This is a genomic window from Insulibacter thermoxylanivorax, from assembly GCF_015472005.1.
In the GTDB taxonomy this organism is placed as follows: domain Bacteria; phylum Bacillota; class Bacilli; order Paenibacillales; family DA-C8; genus Insulibacter; species Insulibacter thermoxylanivorax.
In genome coordinates, this window is record NZ_BMAQ01000004.1 from 48,909 (window position 1) to 67,853 (window position 18,945).

15 protein-coding genes and 1 riboswitch are annotated in these 18,945 nt (G+C 54.1%); of the genes, 1 reads left to right on the top strand and 14 read right to left on the bottom strand.

Translation table 11 applies throughout. The features are described 5' to 3' along the window. Positions 1 to 37 precede the first annotated feature (37 nt). A riboswitch (TPP riboswitch) is annotated at positions 38 to 141 on the top strand. 177 nt (positions 142 to 318) lie between these two features. Next, complete coding sequence (gene tenA / locus PRECH8_RS02680) at positions 319 to 984, top strand: thiaminase II (protein ID WP_200965543.1); 666 nt, start codon at positions 319 to 321, stop codon at positions 982 to 984. A gap of 160 nt (positions 985 to 1,144) precedes the next feature. Here the strand turns inward: tenA and PRECH8_RS02685 are convergent, their stop codons facing one another. The 14 genes from PRECH8_RS02685 to PRECH8_RS02750 all read right to left on the bottom strand — a co-directional run bounded on the left by PRECH8_RS02685 (position 1,145) and on the right by PRECH8_RS02750 (position 18,717). Next, positions 1,145 to 3,055: an ABC transporter ATP-binding protein gene (locus PRECH8_RS02685; RefSeq protein ID WP_200965605.1), complete on the bottom strand. Its 1,911-nt coding sequence runs from the start codon at positions 3,053 to 3,055 to the stop codon at positions 1,145 to 1,147. Between the two features lie 41 nt (positions 3,056 to 3,096). Beyond that, positions 3,097 to 4,833, bottom strand: a complete 1,737-nt coding sequence (locus tag PRECH8_RS02690) for an ABC transporter ATP-binding protein (RefSeq protein ID WP_200965544.1) — start codon at positions 4,831 to 4,833, stop codon at positions 3,097 to 3,099. Then, positions 4,833 to 5,348 (bottom strand): MarR family winged helix-turn-helix transcriptional regulator, encoded by a 516-nt coding sequence (locus tag PRECH8_RS02695; protein WP_200965545.1) that lies wholly within the window; start codon positions 5,346 to 5,348, stop codon positions 4,833 to 4,835. The genes PRECH8_RS02690 and PRECH8_RS02695 overlap by 1 nt, the downstream gene beginning before the upstream one ends. Positions 5,349 to 5,510: 162 nt before the next feature. Next, positions 5,511 to 6,767: an N-acetylglucosamine-6-phosphate deacetylase gene (gene nagA, locus PRECH8_RS02700; RefSeq protein ID WP_200965546.1), complete on the bottom strand. Its 1,257-nt coding sequence runs from the start codon at positions 6,765 to 6,767 to the stop codon at positions 5,511 to 5,513. Further along, a complete protein-coding gene (nagB, locus tag PRECH8_RS02705; RefSeq protein WP_200965547.1) occupies positions 6,764 to 7,528 on the bottom strand; it encodes a glucosamine-6-phosphate deaminase in 765 nt (254 codons plus the stop codon). Before nagB ends, nagA begins: the two co-directional genes overlap by 4 nt. 185 nt (positions 7,529 to 7,713) lie before the next feature. After that, the gene (locus PRECH8_RS02710) at positions 7,714 to 8,586 is read right to left on the bottom strand and encodes an SMP-30/gluconolactonase/LRE family protein (protein WP_200965548.1); all 873 of its coding nucleotides are present in this window, start codon (positions 8,584 to 8,586) and stop codon (positions 7,714 to 7,716) included. A 102-nt stretch (positions 8,587 to 8,688) separates the two neighbouring features. Then, a complete protein-coding gene (gene mscL / locus PRECH8_RS02715; protein ID WP_200965549.1) occupies positions 8,689 to 9,156 on the bottom strand; it encodes a large conductance mechanosensitive channel protein MscL in 468 nt (155 codons plus the stop codon). Positions 9,157 to 9,254: 98 nt separating this feature from the next. After that, on the bottom strand, positions 9,255 to 10,643 hold the full coding sequence (uxaC, locus tag PRECH8_RS02720) for a glucuronate isomerase (RefSeq protein WP_200965606.1): 1,389 nt from the start codon (positions 10,641 to 10,643) through the stop codon (positions 9,255 to 9,257). A 243-nt stretch (positions 10,644 to 10,886) separates the two neighbouring features. Further along, a complete protein-coding gene (locus PRECH8_RS02725) occupies positions 10,887 to 12,731 on the bottom strand; it encodes an ABC transporter ATP-binding protein (RefSeq protein WP_200965607.1) in 1,845 nt (614 codons plus the stop codon). A gap of 56 nt (positions 12,732 to 12,787) precedes the next feature. Beyond that, entirely contained in the window at positions 12,788 to 14,638 is a 1,851-nt protein-coding gene (locus PRECH8_RS02730; RefSeq protein ID WP_200965550.1) for an ABC transporter ATP-binding protein, read from the bottom strand. 278 nt (positions 14,639 to 14,916) lie between these two features. Next, positions 14,917 to 15,936 (bottom strand): siderophore ABC transporter substrate-binding protein, encoded by a 1,020-nt coding sequence (locus PRECH8_RS02735; protein WP_200965551.1) that lies wholly within the window; start codon positions 15,934 to 15,936, stop codon positions 14,917 to 14,919. A 128-nt stretch (positions 15,937 to 16,064) separates the two neighbouring features. Then, entirely contained in the window at positions 16,065 to 16,823 is a 759-nt protein-coding gene (locus PRECH8_RS02740) for an iron ABC transporter ATP-binding protein (protein WP_200965552.1), read from the bottom strand. Continuing rightward, positions 16,817 to 17,767 (bottom strand): iron chelate uptake ABC transporter family permease subunit, encoded by a 951-nt coding sequence (locus PRECH8_RS02745; RefSeq protein ID WP_200965553.1) that lies wholly within the window; start codon positions 17,765 to 17,767, stop codon positions 16,817 to 16,819. The genes PRECH8_RS02740 and PRECH8_RS02745 overlap by 7 nt, the downstream gene beginning before the upstream one ends. Then, positions 17,764 to 18,717, bottom strand: coding sequence for an ABC transporter permease (locus PRECH8_RS02750; RefSeq protein WP_200965608.1), 954 nt, complete (start codon positions 18,715 to 18,717; stop codon positions 17,764 to 17,766). The genes PRECH8_RS02745 and PRECH8_RS02750 overlap by 4 nt, the downstream gene beginning before the upstream one ends. Between the last annotated feature and the right edge of the window lie 228 nt (positions 18,718 to 18,945).

Here is an 18,945-nt window from a genome sequence, read left to right on the forward strand (position 1 = left end):
CCCCCAATCATCTACAATACAGGTAACCGAAGAAGAAGCGTTCCGCTAGGGGTGCCGTTACGGCTGAGACAAGGAGCTATCCTTGATCCCTTTGAACCTGATCTGGTTAGTACCAGCGTAGGGAAGTGGAGCTGACTTAGGGCTTAATGCGTGCTGCAGGGTCCAGCTGATGAAAGCCAATGATCTGGATCCCTGTGCACCTTTGGGAGATGGTCTTGTATCTCTGCATCATCGCTTCATCTCGTCTGCCCGCTGTCAAGTCGCTCCATAGGAGCGGCTTTTTCTATTGGTTAATAAACTGATAGGAGGAATGGTGTGATGAGTTTCAGCGAACAACTGAAGCAGGATGCCCAGGAGATCTTGGAGGTGACTTATCAGCATCCCTTCGTGCAGGGAATCGCGCGTGGAGATCTCTGCGCGGAGCAGCTGATTCACTATGTCAAACAGGATCATGCTTATCTGAATGCGATGATCCAAGCGCGCGGCATGGCCATCGCGAAGAGCGATAATCGCGAGGATATGGAGATGTTCCATAAGAGCATCGCCTATGTCTTGTATGATGAAGGGCGTGCCCATGAGAATCTATGCAGAGTAGCGGGGGTGGATTATGCCGATCTGCAAGGCTTCCCGCTTACGCCTTCGGCCCACCACTATGTCAGTCATATGCTCGCCGCAGCCGCGACGGGAACCGTCGCCGATATCATCGCCGCCACCCTGCCCTGTCCATGGGTATATGATGAGATCGGGCGCAGGCTGGTACGCGAGATCAATCCCGATCCGTCCCATCCTTTCTATGATTGGATCATGATCTACGGCAATGATACGAGCGGCGCCATCGACAGGTACTTTGCCCGGCTTGATCAGTTAGCGGCAGAAACATCGGAAGCAGCGAGAGAGCGCATGCGCGATCTCTTCCTCACCAGCTGCAAGATGGAATACAATTTCTTCGACATGGCTTACCGCTTAGAAGAGTGGCCTGTCTAACCATCAGCCCTTATACAGCCCTTATACTTAACCTGTTCTAACACTTAGCTGTACGCAGACAAGGAAAGCTGCATCTTCTTGCGAAGATGCAGCTTTCTTCATGTCCGGGTGCAGAACGTCCGTTACCGTTCAGTCGTCTATCCTTATATCGTTTTAGTTCTTATATCGCCTGCCGCTGGGACTTCGCCGTGAATTGACTGTTATACAGCTCGGCATAGAAGCCGCCTTGCTGAAGCAGTTCGTCGTGGGTGCCCTGCTCGATGATCCGCCCTTTGTTCATGACGAGGATTCGATCGGCGCTGCGGATCGTCGACAACCGGTGTGCGATGACGAAGCTGGTGCGTCCTTTCATCAGAGTCTCCATCGCCCGCTGGATATAGATCTCCGTCCGCGTATCGACGCTGCTCGTCGCTTCGTCCAGGATCAGGATGCGCGGATCAGCGAGGATCGCTCTGGCAATCGTGAGCAGCTGCTTCTGCCCCTGTGAGATATTCGAGGCCTCTTCATTCAGCACCGTATCGTAGCCGTCCGGCAGCGTGCGGATGAAATGGTCCGCATGGGCGGCGACTGCTGCCTGGATCACCTCTTCCTCGCTTGCCCCTTCGCGGCCGTAGGCGATATTATCGCGAATGGTGCCGTTGAACAGCCAGGTATCCTGCAGCACCATGCCGAACACGCTGCGATACGAACCTCGGTCATACTCGCGAATATCCCTTCCGTCGATCGTGATCCGACCGCCGCTGACATCGTAGAACCGCATCAGCAGGTTGACGATCGTCGTCTTGCCCGCTCCTGTAGGCCCTACGATGGCTATGGTCTGACCCGGCTGCACATCGAAGCTCAGATCCTCCATCAGCACGTCGTCCGGCTTGTAACCAAAGCGCACGTTCTGGAAGGAAACCGCCCCTTTCACGGCATTCTTATCAAGGATCGAAGTCTTCCTGCCGGCAGCAGCATCCGCAGCTTGCTCCTCTTCCTCATCCAGCAGCTCAAAGACCCGTTCCGCCGAAGCGATCGCCGATTGGATGACGTTGGCGATATTTGCAGCCTGAGTAATCGGCTGGGAGAATTGGCGGGCATATTGGATGAAAGCCTGAACATCGCCGATGGCGATCCTGCCCCAGAACACCTGCAGTCCGCCGACGACGCTGATCAAGACATAGCTGATATTCCCGATGAAACCCATCAGAGGCATGATGATCCCGGAGATGAACTGGGCTTTCCAACCGTATTCATACAACTGCTCGTTGATTTCATCAAAGCGCTCGATGGATCTCTGCTCCCGGCCGAATACCTTGATGATCTGCTGCCCGGCATACATCTCCTCCACATGACCGTTCAGCTCGCCCAAGGATCGCTGCTGTCCCATGAAGTACCCCTGGGACCGCTTCGCGATCACCATCGTCACCACGGCGCTGAGCGGCAGCGTAAGCAGGCAGACCAGCGTCAGCCACGGGCTGATCACCAGCATCATGATGACGACCCCGATGATCGTGATCAGGGAAGTGATCAACTGCGTCACGCTTTGCTGCAAGGTATTGCTGATATTGTCGACGTCATTGGTGATCCGGCTCAGCGTCTCGCCATGCGTTCGCGAATCGAAGTACCGAAGCGGCAGACGGGACAGCTTCTGGTTGACCTGTTGCCGCATCTCATAGACGGTCCGTTGCGTGATTCCGGCCATGAGGTACTGCTGCAGATAAGCAAAAATAGAGCTCAACACATACAGGGCGATCAAGATCATCAGAATCTTCGCCAGATAACCAAAGTCAATCCACGCCTCTTCTGCTCCGCCGAACCGGGCTTTCACTCCTTCGAAGAGCGAAGTCGTCGCAAGACCCATGATCTTCGGCGATAGGATGGTGAACAGCGTGCTGAGCACCGCCATGAGGAAGACCGCGATGAGCTGCACCTTATGCGGCCGCAGATAGGTCAACAGCCTGCGCAAGGTGCCCTTAAAGTCCTTCGCTCGTTCTACAGGCATGCCGATGCGCGGACCCGGATGCCCGCCCATCGGTCCCGGTCCCCCTCTCTGCCGCTTAGCTTGATCTGTTCCTTCTTGGTTAGGCATGACGTCGGTCGTTTGCCGGCCTTGGTGTGTTTTGCGATCCTTCATGCGCTCTCCTCCTCCGACAACTGCGATGCCACGATCTCGCGATAGACATCACAGGTCTGCAGCAGTTGTTCATGCCTGCCCATGCCGACGATGCGGCCCTGATCGAGCACGATGATCCGATCGGCATCGATGATCGTACTGACGCGCTGGGCAACGATGATCACCGTTGCATCCTTTGTCTCTTCGCGGAGCGCAGCCCGTAACTTCGCATCCGTCTTATAATCCAGAGCAGAGAAGCTGTCATCGAACACATAGATCTGCGGCCTGCGAACAAGCGCCCTTGCAATCGCCAGCCGCTGTTTCTGACCGCCGGAGACATTGCTGCCGCCCTGCGCGATCATCGTCTCGAAGCCCTTCTCCATCTCATGGATAAATTCCAGCGCCTGCGCGGTCTCTGCTGCCTTACGCAGTTCCTCCTCCGTTGCATCTTCCTTCCCATAACGGATATTGTCGGCGATCGTGCCGGAGAACAGCACTGCCCTCTGCGGGACGAAGCCGATCTTCTGCCTGAGAACCGCCTGCGGCATCTGCCGAACATCGACGCCGTCCACAAGCACGGTCCCGCTCTCCACATCGAAGAACCTAGGGATCAGGTTAATGAGGGTGGACTTGCCCGCCCCCGTTCCGCCGATGATCGCCGTTACCTCGCCCGGTCCAGCGGTGAAGGAGATGTTCTCCAACACGGGCGCCTCGGCGCCGGGATAGCGGAAAGTGACATTCCGAAACTCGACGATTCCGCGGCCTGTGTGCGGTTCATCTAAACCTTGCTGCGCATGATCGTCACGAATCGCCGGAGTTATCTCCAGCACCTCATTGATCCGCTGTGCGGAGACTGCTGCCCTTGGCAGGATGACGAAGATAACGGATACCATGATCAAGGAGAACAGGATCATCATCGCGTATTGGATGAACGCCATAAGATCGCCGACCAGCATATGCCCGTTATCGATCCGGATGCCGCCGAACCAGATGATTGCCACGATGGAGAAGTTGATCGTCAGCATCATCACCGGCATCATCGCCGCCATGATGCGGTTTACACGCAGCGCCGTCTTCGTCAGATCCGCGTTCGCCTCCTGGAAGCGCTGCTGCTCATACCGGTCGCGATTGAACGCGCGGATCACTCGGATCCCCGTCAAACCTTCGCGTTGAACGAGGTTCAGCCGATCCAGTTTCTTCTGCAGCGCTTTGAACAGGGGCATCCCCTTCCGGCCGATGATCAGGATGGCTGCTGCCAGGATCGGCAGCGAAGCAACGATCACCAGTGCAAGGGTGCGATCGGTAGCCAGCGCCATGATGATGCCGCCGATACACATCATCGGCGCCACTACCATCATCCGCATCATCATGATGAAGACATGCTGGATCTGGTTGATATCATTCGTCGTGCGGGTGATCAGCGACGAAGTGCCGATCCGGTCATATTCCTGCTGCGAGAAGCTGCTTACATGGCTGAACAGTTTGTTTCGCAGATCCCTTCCGTAACCGGAAGCAGCCTTGGCTGAAAAATAGCTGGAAGCGATCGTGCATCCCATGCCAAGCGCGGCGATGAGGAGCATCAATCCCCCCATGCGGAGGATGAACCCCGTATCCCCGTGCAGCACTCCGATATCGACGATATCCGCCATCAAGGCGGGCAGATACAACTCAGTGAGTACTTGTGCAAATACGAGTATCAGCACCAGAGCGATCATGCCGCGATAGGGTTTCATGAATCTGGCCAATCTGAGCATTACATGTCACCGCCTAACGAGGTTTGTTTCAAGCGATCACGATGTTGCTGCATATAAGACAACGCCTTTACCAACGATGCCGCCAGTGATTGGCTCTCCTGCTCACCGAGGTATTCGACCAAGCCGTTGAAGGTTTGGAGCCAGACGTCCTTGACTTTCATCAGCACTTGTTCCCCCTTGTCGCTTAACTGCACGCGAACGACTCGGCGATCCTCTCCGTCGCCCTTGCGAACAACAAGACCTCCGGCTTCCAATTCATTCACCCACTGGGTAACCGTTGGTGACGTGACCTTTAACCTCTTGCTGATATCGGATATTCTTAGTCCCAATGCTTCCGCTTCTGAAGCCTGCTTCAAACAATACAGCAGCATGACATGACTTCGCTTGCAGCCCGGTATGCCGCTGGGATCGTCGCGAAATGTGCGGACCATCATCATAAATGCTTCCATCAGCTGTTTCGCTGTTGGAGATTGTTTGCTCTCCATATTCTCATCCACCATGTTTGATCCTTTCATCCCTTATGCTTACAATTTAATTATTTAGGCTATCTAATTATATTGCCGATAATTACGCCCTGTCAATTCATATGTCTGTCAATACTAAGCGCGGCGGCATGAACATAAGAACAGCACGATCGATGGGAACATCGACCGTGCTGAAGCTGCTTCTTGCGGTTATCAACCATATACCCGTTTCCCTTTAACATAAGTTGCTCTGACTTGGAAGTCATCATCGAGCACCGTCAAGTCTGCGTCCTTGCCGGGTGCGATGGAGCCTTTGGAAGCGGCGATGCCGGCCTGCCGCGCCGGATTAATCGTCAGCATCGGCAGAATCTCCGCCAGCGTACCGCCCGTGAACCGCAGCGCATTGCGCAGGGCAGCATCCATCGTCAAACAGCTGCCAGCCAGATCCCCGCGCGACTTGAGCCGCACCTGCCCATCCCGTTTGAAGCAGGCAAGACCGCCTAATTGATATTCCTCGCCGTCGGGAAGTCCGGCGGCTTCCATCGCATCGGTGATCAGCACGATCTTGCCCTGCGGCTTCACACGATGAACGAAGCGGATGAGATCGGGATGCACATGATGTCCGTCGCAGATCAGCTCCACCGTCAGTTCATCCAGCATCAGAGCAGCCCCCGCCGCACCCGGTTCGCGGTGATGCAGCGGCCGCATCCCGTTGAACAGATGCGTCACATGGGAAGCACCCTGCCGAACCGCCTCCTGCATGATCGCCCATGTTGCATCGGTATGGCCAAGCGAGACCGTGATGCCCTGTTCCGCAGCATAGCGGATCAGCTCCAAGGCCTGCGGTCTCTCCGGCGCTATGGTGATCAGGCGTATTCGCCCTTCGGATAATCGTATGTATCGATCGAGTTCCGCGATGGACGCATCCCGCACATACTCCGGGTGCTGTGCGCCGCAGCGGGCCGGGCTGATATACGGCCCTTCAAGATGGATGCCGGCGATATCCGCCCCTGCCTGTCCTTCTTTGATGGCATCCACAATGGCGGCGACAGCGCGTTCGATCCGATGATGTTCCGCAGTCAATGTCGTGGGCAGGATCGTCGTCGTGCCATGGGTTGCGTGAAACCGACTCATCCCCTGAATATGGGACACGTCGCCCCGCATCACGTCGTATCCGCCGCCGCCGTGTACATGAACATCGACAAAGCCGGGTACCAGCAGGCGTCCGTCTAAGTCGATGAGCTCACAATCGGATATATCCAGATTCGCCCAGGCCCCTTCATCGGCGTAAACGGCCGCAATCTTCCCGTCTTCGATCAGCACGGCACCGCCATTCAAGATCTCATAGGGGTCTGATCCCGCTGCGTCAGCAGACTGCTGGGAACGGCCGCAAGCCATCCCGCGCATCTGCGAGACAGCAGCGGCTCCGCGGTCCGCATAGACGACCGCCCGGTACAGCAGTATCTTCATACGATGCTGTGTCCTTCTCCTGTGATCGAACTTGGCAAGTACTTCGCCGCCTCCCGATCGATGAGGATCGTAACATCCGGATGAAGGCGCAGGAAGGACGCCGGCAGCTGCGTCGTAATCGCCGACTCCAGCAATTTCTTGATGATCATGGCCTTGCCCTCGCCCTCTGCCAGCAGGATGATCTTCCTTGCTGAGAGGATCGTCTTCATCCCCATCGTGATGGCCTGGCGGGGAACATCATCGATGGAGGGAAAGAACCGCGCATTCGCCTGGATCGTATCCTCCGTCAACCGCACCAGATGAGTGCCCGCCTGCAATTCATCCGCCGGCTCATTAAAGCCGATATGACCATTCGGCCCGATCCCCAGCAGCTGCAGGTCGATCCCGCCGCTTTCGGCGATCCGTTGATCATAATGGCGGCAATAAGCTTCAATGTCCTGCGGAGTCCCGCAAGGGATGTGAATCCGCTCTCGAGGGATATTGATATATCGGAATAGATTCTCGTACATGAAGTAATGGTAACTTTGCGGATGACGCTCATCCAGTCCGTAATATTCGTCCAGATTAAAGGTAGTGACCTGCGAGAAGTCCAGCCGCCCTTCGCGGTAACGGCGAATCATCTCCTGATAGGTTTTAAGCGGCGTACTTCCCGTGGCCAATCCCAGCACGCATGCCGGCTTGCCTTTGATCGTCTGTTCGATGAGATCCACCGCATGTTCTGCTACTGCCTGGGCATGCTCCCCAATCCAAAGTTTCACCATGAATCCTCCTGAAGTCAAAGTATATCGGAGCTTGTGACAGGTGATCTATGCCCCTCACGCTGATCCGAGTGAGTCGGAGTTTTCTCCTTGATCATAAATTTTAACACCTCGAGAGCGAGGATGCATTATTTTTCATCCCGATTCCCAGAAAAAGTTTTATACAGGACTGGAAATTGTTCTGATGCTCAGCCTGCAAATCGGTATGATCTCCGCCCTTTGATGCCCGCATGCACATGGAATACCCCGCCGGCGTGAGGCTGCATCAGCCGATCCTCCTCGGACAAACCGATAGAAGCCGTAGTGATGAACAATTCATCCATCTGCGCTCCGCCAAAAGCACAGGAAGTGACATGCTGGGCCGGCACTTCGATGATCATAAGCCGCTGTCCAGTGTGAGGATTCCAGCGGCTCACCTTCCAACCGCCCCACTCTGCCACCCAGAGCATCCCTTCCTCATCGATGGTCATGCCGTCCGGCACGACGCCGGGCTCATCAATCTCGATGACCGTCCGCCGCCCAGAGAGCCTTCCGCTTACAGGATCTGCCGTGAAGCGATCGATCCGCTTCGTCGGCGAGTCGATATAATACAGCGTCTTCCCGTCATCGCTCCAAGCCAAGCCGTTCGAGCAGACGATCCCGCCGTCCAAGAGTTTGTGCCACGTCAAGTCGGGATGCATCACGTACAGAGAAGCTTCCGGCTTGTTGTCCAGCGAATAGGTGCCGGCATAGAACCTTCCCTTTGCATCGCATTTTCCATCATTGAATCGGTGTCTGGGGCAATCCTTCTCCGGATCGGCAAGCGGCGTCCAATTGCTGCCGTCCTCATCGCACAGCGCCCAGCCGTGCTCGCCCGCCGTGATCAGTCCGCCCTTCTCGCGCAGAGCGAAGGAGCCAACTTTTGCGGGAAGTGCCGCCTGCTCATGCTGCCCTTCCGCCATGTGGTATCGATGCAATCGTTTCCCATCGATATCCACCCACCACAGCGTTCCCTCTCTTTCATCCCATACCGGCCCCTCGCCTAACAGACACCGGCTGTCCACCAGCAGCTCCGCTTTCATATGGATCCTCCTCTTCTACATGATATTGCCTGCATTATAACGATAAGACCTGATCGTTACAACTGTTCTCATCGGAACATCAAGGCTGTATGTTCTAGATTGTCAGGCCCGGCTGTTCCCGGATTCTTGAACGACTAATGCTGTGCAGTATTTGCAGCGCTTCGCCTTGACCGGAATCTCCGACAGGCATTCCGGGCATTCCTTCGTCTTCGGCGCCTTGGTTTCTTCTTGTCTGTCAAGTTTCTGCTTCATCTTGTTGATCTGCCTTACCAAAAGGAAGATCACGAAGGCGATGATCATGAAGTTGATCACCGTGTTGATAAACTGTCCGTAGTTTAAGGTGGCTGCACCGGCTTCCTGCGCCGCAGCCAGGCTCGCGTATTCACCGCCGTCCAGACTGATGAACAGATCTTTAAAATCCACTCCTTCCAACAGCGCACCAATCGGCGGCATGATGATGTCGTTGACCAGGGAATTGACGATTGCGGTGAATGACGTTCCGATGATCACACCCACGGCCAGATCGATCACATTGCCGCGCACAGCGAACTTCTTAAATTCCTTCCACATATTATCGCTCCTTCCAATACTATTATCTGCCTAATCAATGTCATACCATAAAGATACAGAAAACGCCCCTGCTTACAGGGACGTTTCACATCGCGCTCTTAGAATCCAAAGTAGTTGCGTGCATTGTAATAAGAGATGTTCTGCACGATCCGGCCGACCTCTTCAAGATCGTTAGGATACTCCCCGTTCTCGACCCACTCACCGATCAAGTTGCACAGGATACGGCGGAAATACTCATGGCGAGTATAGGACAGGAAGCTTCTGGAGTCGGTCAACATACCGACGAAACGGCCCAGCAGACCAAGATCAGCCAGCGTGGTCATCTGTGCGATCATGCCCAGCTTCGTATCGTTAAACCACCAGCCGGAACCAAACTGGATCTTCCCCGGGATGCCGCCGCCTTGGAAGCTGCCGATCAGCGCACCGATCACGTGGTTATGGGATGGATTCAGCGAGTACAGGATCGTCTTCGGCAGTTTGTCTTCCTTGTCCAGTGCGGACAGCAGTCCCGTCAGCGGAAGCGCGATCAGCGTATCGCTGATGGAGTCGAAGCCCGTATCTGGACCCAGTTGTTTGAACATCCGGTAGTTGTTATTGCGCGATGCATTCATGTGATACTGCATCACCCAGCCGTACTCAGCGTACAGCTTACCCAGGAAGAGCAGCGTATACGTCTTATGCTTCATTTCTTCCTCATGGGAAACCTTTTCGCCCGTCAATGCCTTGGCAAATATCTCGCTGACCTCTTCCTCCGTCGCCTCAGCATAAGGTACGTAGTCCAGAGCATGGTCAGAGACACGGCAGCCGACTTTATGGAAGAAATCGACGCGGGCTTTCAGCGCAGCGAGGAAATCGCTGTAGTTGTTGATCGGGTGACCGGATATTTCCGCCAGCTGCTTAATCCAGGGCAAGAAGGTCTCGCGGTTGATCTCCAGTCCCTTATCCGGGCGGAAAGATGGCAGCACTTTCACATCGAAGGACTCGTCTTTGGCGATTTGGATATGATATTCCAACGAATCCACAGGATCATCCGTAGTACAGATGACTTCAACATTGGACTTCTTGATGAAATCCCGAGCACCAAACCCTTCGCTGTTCAGCTGGGCATTGACCTTCTCCCAGATCGCCGGCGCGGTCTTCTCATTCAGCACTTCGTCGATGCCGAAATACCGCTTCAGCTCCAGATGGGACCAGTGATACAGCGGGTTGCCGATGGCATCGGGCAAGGTCTTCGCATACGCCAAGAACTTGTCATAATCGCTGGCGTCGCCGGTGATGTACCGTTCTTCGATCCCGTTGGAACGCATCGCTCTCCACTTGTAATGGTCGCCGTACAGCCATACTTCAGTGATCGTCTTGTACGTCTTGTTCTCATGGATCTCTTGCGGGCTCAGATGACAATGGTAGTCGATGATCGGCATCTGCTTCGCAAAATCATGATACAGTTTGCGAGCGGTCTCATTGCTCAATAGAAAATCTTCATCCATGAATGGTTTAGCCAACACAAGCACCCCTCTTCATAGTATTTCTACTTTATAGCTTACTCTTGTTCACGAAAAATAACAACGTTGTTTTTTGTCACAGGCGCATCCGTTTATCACGTACATCGATCCTAAAGAATAGACGTATGACCAAGTATCTCTCGATCCACCCCCTTGTATGCTTGTATACAAGGATACAAGGGGGCAGAAATGATATGCTCAAAGAGAATATCCTTCGTCACAAGACATCTACATGGCCTCTGAAGTGAACTGGCTCTGATAGAGGTCATGATAATACCCCTTCTTCGCCAACAACGATTGGTGGGTGCCGCGTTCGATGATCCTCCCTTGATGCAGCACCACGATCTGATCGGCATTTTGAATCGTGTTGAGCCGATGGGCTACCACGATGCTCGTGCGCCCTTGCATCAGCCGATACAAGGCTTCCTGAATCTTGATCTCCGTGATCGTATCGATGCTGCTCGTCGCTTCATCGAGGATGAGAATCGCCGGATCCGCCAAGATCGCTCGGGCGATCGCCAGAAGCTGCCGCTGACCTTGGCTGATATCCGCTGCATCCTGCGTCAGGACCGTATCATAGCCCTGCGGCAACTGTATGATGAAGGAATGAGCATTGGCCAGCTTCGCTGCCCGCTCGACCTCCTCATCGCTTGCGTCGAGCCTGCCATAGCGGATATTCTCGCGAATCGTCCCTGTGAAGAGGAAGGTATCCTGCAGAACGAAACCCATCAGCCGGCGCAGCTCATTTCGCGCAATCGTTGTGATATCGAGGCCGTCGATCAGGATGCGTCCCTGCTGCGGATCATAGAAACGGGCGAGCAGGCTCGTGATCGTCGTCTTGCCTGCCCCCGTCGGCCCGACCAGGGCCATCGTCTCGCCGGGTTTCACATGCAGATCGATCCCCTGCAGTGTATCCAGCTTCTCCCCCTCATCTCCGTCATAGGAGAAGGAGACGTTTTCGAAGCGGATCTCCCCGCGAACAGTCTGCAACTGCGCCGTCTGCGGATGCACTTTTTCTCTAGGGTCTTCATGATCTTCATGATCTTCGAACTCCGGCTCCTCTTCCATCACTTCAAACACCCGCTCTGCACCCGCCACTGCGGACAACAAGGTGTTGAATTGATTCGCCAAGTCATTCAGCGGTCGTGTGAACTGCCGAGCATACTCGGCGAAGACGAGAATGGTGCCCACCGAGATAACTCCGCGCAGCGTGAGCCAGCCGCCGATGGCGGCGATGATCGCGAAACTGGCGTTGTTCAGCACATTCATCAGCTTCGGGATGAAGCCGGAATATACCTGTGCCCAGTAAGAAGCATCCCGCAATCGGCGGTTCTTCTCCATGAACTCCTCGATCACCCGCTTCTCCTGTGAGAAGAGCTTGACGATGCGCTGTCCGGACACTGTTTCCTCCACGTACCCGTTAAGTTCACCGAGGTGCCGCTGCTGCTCCTTGAACAGTCTGCCGGTGCGTGAAGTGATCCAACGCATACCCAGGAGCATCAGCGGTACGATCAATAGCGTCACCAGTGTAAGCAGCGGACTCAGCGCCGCCATCAAAACCAACATGCCGGCAAAGGTAAGCACGCTGGAGAAGATCTGAATGAAGGAACTATTCAGCGTCTGGCTGACATTGTCGATGTCATTGGTTATGCGGCTCATCAATTCGCCGTGTCTTCGTTTTACGAAATAATCGATCGGCAGGAGATGAAGGCGGCGGAACAGATCTTTGCGCATCGTGTAGACCGTCTTCTGCGAGATGCCGATCATCCAATAGTTTTGCAAAAAGGCCGACAACGACAAGCCCGCATAGATGCCGCCCAGGCAGATGATCAGCCTCATGAGCCCGTCGCCTTCCTCATAAACCAGGTTATCAACGGCCAATCCCAGTACATAGGGGCCGAGCAATCCCATCGCGACATTCACCACAACCATGAAGAGCACGAGAATGAGCATCCACTTATGGACCGCCAAGTACCGCCACAATTTCCGGATCGTTCCGCCGAGATCCTTGGCCCTTACCTTGGGTTTGCCCAGATTAGCCATGGGGCCTCTAGGGCCGCCGAATCCCGGCATATTCGCCGGCGATCCGCCCTGGTCCTGTATGGATGTGTTCGTACGCTGCTGTTCACTCATAATCCGCTCACCGCCTTTTCTCCAAACTGAGAGGCGACGATGCGTCGGTAGAGATCGGATGATGCCGTGAGTTCTTCATGCGTTCCTTGTGCGATGATCCGTCCCTGATCGAGCAGGATCACCCGATCTGCCTGCATCGCGGTGCTCACCTTCTGGGTGATGATGAGCGTCGTGCAATCATATCGTTTCAACGCTCGCAGCAACTTCGCTTCCGTCTTCAGATCGAGGGCACTGGTGCTGTCGTCCAGCAAGAGCAGCCTTGGTTTACGAATCAGCGCCCTTGCGATAGAGAGCCGCTGCTTCTGCCCGCCGGATAGGTTCACGCCTTTCTGCCCGACGATGGTCCCATAGCCTTCGCCGAGTTCCAGGATCGTCTCATGGATCTGGGCATGCTTGGCGGCTTCCATCACCTCATCCAGCGAAGCGTTATTCTGTCCCCAGCGAATATTGTCGGCGATGGTACCGGTGAATAAGACGACCTCCTGCGGCACCATGCCGATCGAACGGCGCCACTCTTCCAGCGGAAGATCGCGGATATCGACTCCGTCGATCAAGATCCGGCCCCGCTCCGGCTGGAATAGCCGCGGGATGAGCTGGAACATCGAGGACTTGCCGGAACCCGTCGCGCCCATAACGGCCACGGTCTCACCCGGATGCACCACGAATGACAAGTCACGCAGCACCGGTTCCGAAGTGCCCGGATAGCGGAAGGTCACCGCTTCGAACTCCAGCTTGCCTATGATCTCTTTGCCCAGGCAGGGGTCCTCTGCAGCAGCGGCAGCTGGACCTTCCTCCTCGACCTCCGCGCCCATCTCTGCTCTGCTATCCTCCCAGACCAGGGTTTCCTCCCCCGGATCCTCCGCTTGCAGCACTTCTTGAACCCGGCTGGCCGATGCTCTTGCCCGGGCTATACTCATCAGAATGTGAGAGAGCAAACCGAAGATTCCCGTGATCCGCGTCGCATAGATGACGATCGCCGCTGTATCCCCTGCACTTACACCGCCGATTCCCATCTGCCAATTGCCGAACCATAAGATTACCAATATGCTGATATTCATCAACAGAAGCAGGATTGGAATCGTCGTCTCGATGAGACGCAGCGCCTTTGCGGTGCGTTCCATGAGCTCGGTATTGCTTCGATCGAAGCGGTCGATCTCCCGGCGATATCGGACGAAGGCCTTGATCAGACGCATGCCCATCAGATTCTCACGGACGATTCCATTGGTCGCATCCAATTGATTCTGCACCGCTCGGAACAACTGGAAGCCCTTCCTCATCAACCAGATCAAGATGGTCACGCAGATCGGCACCGCGATCAGCAGAATCCCTGCGATCCTCACATCGATTAACAGAGCCATGATCAGGGAACCTGCCATCAAGAGCGGTGCACGCAGCATGATGCGCAGCCCCATGAACACGACGTTCTGCAGCTGGTTCACGTCGCTCGTCATCCGCGTGATGAGCGACGATGGCGGGAAGTGCTGGAACGCGCTGACAGAAAAATGCTGTATGCGCATGAACAACTTCGCGCGAACATCGTAACCAAAATGTTGGCTGACATAAGAAGAATAAAAGGAATTCGTAATCCCCGCCGCAAAACCGAGCAAAGCGACTGCGACCATTAATCCTCCCCATCCCAGAACCGCTGACAAGTCTTGCTTCATAATGCCTTCATCGATCACGGTTTTCATCAACAGCGGATGCCACAGCTCTACGATCAACTCCACGCCCATCAAGGCTAATGCGATGATGATCGGCTTCTTATACGGTTTTAGAAAGGTCCACACCTGCGATCCCAACCTTATGAAAGCGTTATCTCTCCTCTGAATTTGAAAGGGGTACGCCATCACCTGGATGCGCCTCCCCGTTCATTCTGTTCTTAATTGTATCAAAACGGACTCGTTTCAACACCCTTTCGAAGTGCGAATGATGCGATTCGGTATGTGAGACAACAAGAAGTGTTGATTCAGAATACGTCGAGACCGCTGCAGCACACGGATACGACAGTTCCTGTTGACTCAGAGTACCTGCCGATAAGCGGAATATGTAAACGAAAAGGCTGTCCTTCAGTCAGTCATCGCTGACTTACAGGACAGCCCCTCCTCACTGGTGGGAGGATCTGCGTTTACTTAAGGCCTTCTTCAACTTCCTTGACCATCTCTGCTGTCGAGATCAGGCCGCCGCCGGACAGATACCAGTAGTCCGGGCTTAGATAGACGATGTTGTCATTCTGATAAGCCTTCGTCTTATGAATGAGTTCATTGTCCAATACTGCCGCGGCTGGAGTTGCTGCGGCATCGCCGACAACCGCATCGCGGTCTACAACGAAGAGATAATCCGGATCCTTCTCCGCGATGAACTCGAAGGAGATGCTCATGCCGTGAGTATCCACATCGATCGAAGGATCAGCAGGTTTTACGCCCAATTCGTCATGGATGATGCCGAAGCGGGAACCCGGACCGAAGGCGCTCACCTTGCCGCCTGTGGTCAGGATGATGAGACCCGTCTCTTCGCTGGCGGACATCTTCTCGGACACCGCCGCAACGCGTTCTTCGATTGCCGTCAGTTCAGCCTCAGCTTCTTCTTCTTTGCCGAAGATGCCGGCCAAGGTCAACACATTCTCACGGAAGGATGCCATATAACGTTCTGTGTCAATGCCCATGAAGATCGTCGGTGCAATCTCGCTCAGCTCTTCGTAATAGTCCGACTGTCTGCCGGAGATGATGATCAGGTCCGGCCGAAGACCATAGATCGTCTCCATATCCGGCTCTTTCAGCGAACCGACGTTGACATATGGCTCCTCAGCATACTTGGACAGATATCCGGGAACGTTCGCCTGCGGTACGCCCTTGACTTCTACGCCCAGCTTATCCAGCGTATCAAGCGAGCCGAAGTCAAAGACCACAACGGTCTGCGGATTCTTCTTCACCGGCGTTACGCCCAGTTGGTGCGTGATCTCCAGCTCTTCCTCGGCAGTTTCTTCTAGAGCATCTGTATCTTGTTCTTGATTCGCTGCGCCGTTGTCGGACCCCTCACTGACTTGACTTCCTGGTGTGCTGTCATTCTTCGCATCGCTGCCTGCAGCACATGCGGCTGTGGTGACGGCCAACAGCAGCGTGATCAAGATGATCATAAACCTCTTCATGATTACCACTTCCTATCCTCACTAAGTGAATTAGTTGTTATGATGAACTTGATGCCCTGTCTTGGCGCCTTCCAACAAGGCATCAAACCAGTGAACTTATGGCATGTACTGATTACCTCGGTTACAGATTACGTATAATAAAAACCTATGCGATTGCCGCGAATCGTCTCGATATGAATGTCCATATCATAGACTTCCTTCAGCACATGTTCGTTGATGATATTCGTCTTAATATCCTGCTTGACGACTCGGCCGTCCTTCAAGGCCACGATGTAGTCAGAATAACAAGATGCGAAATTGATATCATGGATGACGAACACGATCGTCTTGCCCAGTTCATCGACCATCCGCTGCAAGACGCGCATGATCTGCAGCGAATGCTTCATATCCAGGTTGTTCAGCGGTTCGTCCAGCATGATATATTCCGTATCCTGGGCGAGGACCATCGCGATGAACGCGCGCTGTCTCTGCCCGCCGCTGAGCTCATCCAGATACTGATGCTGCATATCCTCCAGTTCCATATAGGCAAGGGACTGATCGATCACCTCATGGTCCTCCTTCGTCAGGCGCCCCTGCGAATAGGGGAACCGGCCGAAGCTGACGAGATCGCGGACCGTCAAGCGAATATTCAGATGATTGGTTTGTTTCAGGACGGACAGTTTCTTCGCGAGCTCATTGCTCTTGTACTGCCCGATCTCCTTGCCGTCGATATAGATCTCGCCGCTGTCCTTGCTGATCAGGCGGCTCATCATCGACACGAGGGTGCTCTTGCCGGCCCCGTTCGGACCGATGAAAGAAGTGATCTTGCCCTTGGGGATCGTCAAGGAGACGTTATCCACCACGGTTTTGCCGCCGTATCTCTTGCTGACACCCTTCACTACTACCATGATTTACTCTCCTTTAATAACAAGTAGATAAAATACACCCCGCCTAGGAAGTTAATGATCACGCTGATCGTCGTCGAGAAAGTAAACACACGCACCACCAGCAGCTGGGCACAAGCCAGAGAAGCGATGCTGATCAGGATCGCCGCAGGGATGATCACGCCGTGCTTGTGCGACCTGACGAATTGGTAGGCGATGTTCGCCACCAAGAGTCCCAGGAAGGTAACCGGGCCAACCAGCGCGGTGGAGATCGAGATCAATACCACGACGATGAACAGCAGCTGTCTAACCACTTGATCATAAGGAACTCCCAAATTGAGCGCGTGATCCCGGCCTAGAGCAAGCACATCCAGATACTTGGTGAAACGCAGAAAATACAGCGAAATCGCAAACAGCGATACAATCGAGATCGTCAGCAGGTCATCATTGATGTTGTTAAAGCTGGCGAAGCTCTTATCCTGGATAACCACGAATTCATTAGGATCGATGATCATCTCCATGAAGGAAGTGATGCTCGAGAAGAAGGTTCCGAAGATGATCCCTACCAGCAGCAAGAAATAGATATTATTGCCCTCGCGCTGCAGCAAAAATTTAAACAGCAGGCTGGCAAACACGATCATCAGCCCGACGGACAGCATAAAGTGCACATTCGGGTTCATCGTCACCAGGGTCAGCGACCCGAAGACGAAGACGATGACCGTCTGAATCAGCATGTACAGCGCATCCAGCCCGATGATCGACGGCGTAAGGATACGGTTGTTCGTGATCGTCTGAAAGACCACCGTCGAGAAGGCGATGGAAGTACCCACGAGCACGATGGCGATCACCTGTTTCGCCCTGCGCGGCAGGACATAGTCCCAGTAAGGACCGACATCGGTGAACAGATACAGAGCGATGAAGAGCAACGCCAGGACGCCTAATATGCTTAATCTGTGTGTGTTATTCATGACGCTCTTCTCCTCAACAGCAAATACAGGAATGTCCCGCTGCCGATCACTCCGACGGTAAGGCCGATCGCAATCTCATACGGATAGATGATCAATCGGCCGAAGATATCACAGGCCAAGATGAAGATCGCTCCCAGCAGCGCCGTGTATGGCAGGCTGCTGCGCAGGTTATCGCCGCGATAGATCGACACGATGTTCGGGATGATCAGGCCCAAGAAGGGCAGCATGCCAACGGTCAGGACGATGACCGATGTGATCAGTGCAACCACCGCCAGCCCGATATTAACCACCTGTTTGTAGTTCAGACCCAGGTTCGTGGAGAAGTCCTCTCCCATCCCCGCGATGGTGAAGCGATTGGCATAGATGAAAGCAATGATCAGTGCGGGGATGCTTACATACAGCATCTCGTAATTGCCCTTGATGATGTTGGAGAAGCTCCCGAACAACCTCGCCCCGATACTCTGGATCAGATCATACTTGTAAGCGAAGAACGTCGTGATCGAGCCGACGATGTTACCGAACATCAAGCCGACGAGCGGCACGAAAATCACGTCTTTATATTTGACTTTGTCAAGGATCTTCATGAAGACGAAGGTACCCGCCAACGCGAAGGCAAAGGCCAGCGCGATCTTAACTAGAGAATTCGCTGCCGGGAACAACAACATTGCCACCAGAATCCCCAATCTGGCCGAGTCCATCGTCCCTGCAGTCGTAGGCGATACAAACTTGTTTCGCGTCAGCTGCTGCATGATGAGCCCGGCGACGCTGAGACCTGTGCCTGCGATGATGAGACTCAAAAGTCTCGGGATGCGGCTGACCCGCATCACATGCCACTGCGTATCCGTCAGCGAGAAGGTCAAAGCGTCGACGATCGAGATATTCGAGACTCCGACGAACAAAGATGTGATGGACAAAACAACAAGTATGATGGACAGATAGATGATTTTCATAAGCATTCCTATCTCTAGTATTTTATGTAGCCCCTTAAACAGTCAGATCGCTAATTGTAGAAATTCTAATCTGATAATCATTCTCAATAGAGATCGGCATCCCTTATAGGTTAAGGTTATGCATCAGCTATTATAATAAATGATAATCATTCTCACTGTCAACTCTCTTTTTCTATGGAATCACTCAGCCCCGGATGGACCCGCCATTCTCTCCATGACATATGCCGC